The 4156-nt window shown below is 36.6% G+C and carries 4 protein-coding genes; 2 read left to right on the top strand and 2 right to left on the bottom strand.

Annotated elements, in window-relative coordinates:
- On the bottom strand, nt 1-955 hold a 955-nt coding region (locus Q0543_RS06530), incomplete at its 3' end, for a class II fumarate hydratase (RefSeq protein WP_299250573.1).
- A gap of 161 nt (nt 956-1116) precedes the next feature.
- Between Q0543_RS06530 and Q0543_RS06525 the strand changes: the two genes are divergently transcribed.
- On the top strand, nt 1117-1527 hold the full coding sequence (locus Q0543_RS06525) for an FKBP-type peptidyl-prolyl cis-trans isomerase (RefSeq protein WP_299250571.1): 411 nt from the start codon (nt 1117-1119) through the stop codon (nt 1525-1527).
- Nucleotides 1528-1685: 158 nt separating this feature from the next.
- Here the strand turns inward: Q0543_RS06525 and corA are convergent, their stop codons facing one another.
- Nucleotides 1686-2756, bottom strand: a complete 1071-nt coding sequence (gene corA, locus Q0543_RS06520; RefSeq protein WP_299250569.1) for a magnesium/cobalt transporter CorA — start codon at nt 2754-2756, stop codon at nt 1686-1688.
- A 154-nt stretch (nt 2757-2910) separates the two neighbouring features.
- Between corA and Q0543_RS06515 the strand changes: the two genes are divergently transcribed.
- Nucleotides 2911-4156, top strand: a 1246-nt coding sequence (locus Q0543_RS06515) for a WD40 repeat domain-containing protein (protein WP_299250567.1), incomplete at its 3' end; no start/stop codon positions are given.

The following is a 4156-nucleotide window of genomic DNA, read 5'->3' as shown; positions in this document are numbered from 1 at the left end:
CGGGTTCGTTATCTGGAATATGAATTTCTCCAATACCCGACCTCGGACCAGAGGCTAACATTCGAACATCCCCTGCAATTTTCATAAGGCTTACTGCCGCTGTTTTTAAGGTTGCATGTGCATGCACAAGTGCATCGTGACTGGCTAATGCTTCAAATTTATTGGGCGCAGTAACAAATAAATCATCTGTTAAATGTGCTATATGTTTGGCAACCGCCTTGGCAAAACCATTTGGCGCGTTCAATCCTGTTCCTACAGCTGTACCTCCCAATGCCAGTTCTGAAACGTGTGCTAAGCTGTTTTCTATATTTGTTATGCAATAACCCAACTGCGCTGCATAACCCGAAAATTCTTGTCCGAGAGTAATCGGTGTTGCATCCATTAAATGTGTCCTTCCAATTTTAACGACATTTTTAAAATCATCCGATTTCTTTTTAAGTGTATCGTATAATCGCTTAATACATGGAAGGGTGTGATATTTCACCATTTGATAGGCTGCAATATGCATCGCCGTTGGAAAGGTGTCGTTGGAGGATTGCGATTTGTTTACATCATCATTGGGATGAATTTTTTTTACTGCATCCATCAAACTTCCTCCCAACAAAACGTGCGCTCGATTTGCAATCACTTCATTTACATTCATATTAGTTTGCGTACCCGAGCCTGTTTGCCAAACAACCAATGGAAATTGGTCGTCCCACTTGCCAGCACTAATCTCATTACAAACTTGAACAATTACTTCTGCCTTTTCTTTTGACAAAACTCCTAAATCGACGTTTGTAAGCGCTGCGGCTTTTTTTAACACAGCAAAACCATGAATCAATTCGATTGGCATATGCGTTGTAGCATTTCCAATTTTAAAATTATCTATGGAACGTTGGGTTTGTGCTCCCCAATATTTATCTGCTGGTACCTCTACTGGCCCCATGGTATCTTTTTCAATTCGAACAGACATATAAGGATATTATTTAGTGCCTATGTTCAATATGGTATTTTTTTCGCATAAATAGAAGTGACTGTTCGCATACTTCTAAATCTGAGAAATGTTGTATTTGTTAAAAATTTATCGAAACGATTATCTATTTTAATACGTAAATAGGTAAAACCGTAGAAATTATGAAAAAACCATTCTTTATAGTATTTCTAATTGCACTATCCATGAGCTTCTGTATAGCAGTACAAGCAGCGGACACTTTAACGACAACGAGTGGCATTAAATATGTTCGCTTAAAAGAAGGTGATGGCATACATCCCAAACCAGGACAAAGTGTAAAAGTTATTTACAGTAGAAAATCTTCTACAGGCAGAGTAGTTGAATCTAACGAAGGAAGCAAACCATTTAAATTTCAAGTATCAAATCATGAGGTTATACCTGGTTGGGATGAAGCAGTTCAATTAATGAGCAAAGGAGAAAAATGGTATTGCATCATTCCTTCAGAATTGGGTTATGGAAAAAAAGGAGTTGAAGGATTAATTCTTCCGAATGCTACCTTGTATTTCTTAATTGAAGTGGTAGATATAAAATAAAGCAAGTCAATAATTATACTACATCTTATTTGTATAGTCAAAAGTGCTAAATAATATAAATAGGCTATAGTATGGCCAATACCTAATGAATTAACTAGCCAATAGTAAGAGAGGAAAATAAGTTATCTCTTACTATTGGCTTTTATAAATACTGTTTTCTACAACCATTTTTTCCGTTGGAAATAAAACAACATTCCGATAACAATCGAACAGCACACACCAATAACCCCAAAGTAGCCATAATGCATTTGTAACTCTGGCATATAATCGAAATTCATTCCGTATAAACCTGTAATAAATGCTAAGGGCATAAAGATGGTTGATATTACTGTTAGCACTTTCATTACGCTATTCATTCTATTGCTTACGGATGATAAATACACGTCTACTATGCCCGATAAAATATCTCGCGTAGATTCAACCGTTTCAATTACCTGAATGGTATGGTCGTATACATCACGTAAAAAGGGTTTAACTGCTTCACTTATCATAGAACAATCATCGCGCTCCATTTTTACAATTACTTCACGCAAAGGCCAAACAGACTTACGCAAATAAATTAATTCTCTTCTGAATTTATAGAGTTCTTTCAATTTAGCTGGTTCTGGATTGGCCATCATCTCCTGCTCTATCGTTTCTAGCTTATCTCCCACATACTCCATAATTTCAAAATAGTGATCGACAATGGTGTCAAGCAAACTGTACAGCAAATAGTCGGCCCCCATTTTTCGCATTTTTCCTCTATTTTGTCTGAGTCGTTCCCTATTCGGATCAAAGACATCGCCTTTGCGTTCTTGAAAAGATAAAATAAGATTTGGTGCAATTACAAAGCATACTTGTTCAGAATCTAATTCAGAATCTTTTTCGTCATAATGAATCATTTTAACTGTTAAAAAAATATAAGCTCCATAATCATCTAACTTCGGTCGTTGTTCCGCACTAGCAACATCTTCCATAAGCAGCGGATGCAATTTATATTTCTTTTCAATTTCATCTAACTGATTGGGATTGCTCACTCCATCAATATTATACCAATATACAAAGCCTGAATCGCTGCTTGGAACAACCATATCGTTGACAGAAGTGACTAAGCCTTCTTGAATATCTGTTCCATTGAATTTTATTAAATAAATATCAGCAAAGTCTTTACTATCGGAATGGTCAAACCCTCGTAAATCCCCTGGAGACAATCCCGGCTTTCTATGTCTTTTTTTACTTCTATGACTCATACGTCGAAACCTAATTGGGTAAAGAATAAATCAAGGTACAAATACTTATTTATTTTATCTCAATTTAACTACCTCTTCTATTCGATTAGCTGTATTGCATTATTCACATTTCAAAATTTTAGCTAACTTACCAAACCATTAACATTTATAATTTATGAAAAATACTGCCTTTGTATTGTTGTTATTTTTTTCCGCTTTGCTTGCAAGCGCTCAACAATCAAAACTTGAAACTGTTATTCAAAAAGGACATTCGGCTTCTGTGAAAGCGGTCGCTGTAAGTCCCAATGGACTGTACCTTGCAACTGGCAGTAGAGATAAAACCGTTAAAATTTGGGATAAACAAACAGGCTTAGAAATTAGAACCATCGTTGGTCATGAACATACTGTGAATGCTCTATCTTTCAGCCCTAATGGAGAATTGCTTGCAACCAGTAGTGCAGATGGAACTGCGCGAGTATGGGAAATCGCAACGGGCAAACAAGTTTTTTCTTCCCCTGCACAAAATAAATATATGACTGCTGTAGCCTTTCACCCTAATGGTAAAATGCTTGCTTACGGTGGCTATCTTGATTCCATTCATATTTATTCCATACCAGATTGGAAATTAATCAAACGCTTACCCGCAAGACCAGATCAAGGTTCAGGTTATGGGGTGTCACTATCTTTTAGTGCTGATGGAAACTTATTGGCAGTGGGGGAAGACAATAAAACTGCAAACGTTTATACTACCAATTCTTGGAGCTTACAGTATAGCCTTAAGCCTACAGAAGGTTGGTGCGGTGGCTGTGGTACACTTGTTCGCTTTTCTGTCGACAATAAATTTATTTTTAAATTGGCGCATAACGATAAATTAAGTCAATATGATGTATCTACTGGCAAACTGCTTAAAACGTATGGAGAAAATGTAGATGACTTGCGTGCCTTACTTGTTTCAAAAGATGGTCAACATGTTATATCGATTGCAGATAGTTTACTCATAAACTGGTCTATTAATTCCAAAGAAATTTCCACCTTTAAATTACCTTTTTATGAAACCATTAATGACGTTGTTTACTCAGTAGATGAAACAGAATTGCTTGCTGCATCTGGAAATACTACGGCGTTTGCAATGGCAACAATTACGGGAGATATAATACGTACGTACAAAGGTACATTGCAAGCGCAGGACAAAGGGGGAGTCGAATACAATGCAGACGATTATTGGCAATCGTATATTGCACGGTACCTGCGCTTAAAAAACAAATTATTGTTAACCAAAGACGATAAAAGTTTTATAACGGGCAAAACAAATCTTCACGCCATACAATGGGATATTTCAACTGGTGCGCCAAATAAATTATACGACGGACATACCAAAGCTGTAATTTGTATGTCGCAGTCTGCAGATGGCTCTATACTTG

Origin of the sequence: uncultured Cytophaga sp., assembly GCF_937863595.1 — a bacterium.
GTDB lineage: Bacteria > Bacteroidota > Bacteroidia > Cytophagales > Cytophagaceae > Cytophaga.
The sequence above is the reverse complement of the archived record's forward strand: the minus strand, read 5'-3'. Positions and strand labels throughout refer to the sequence as shown.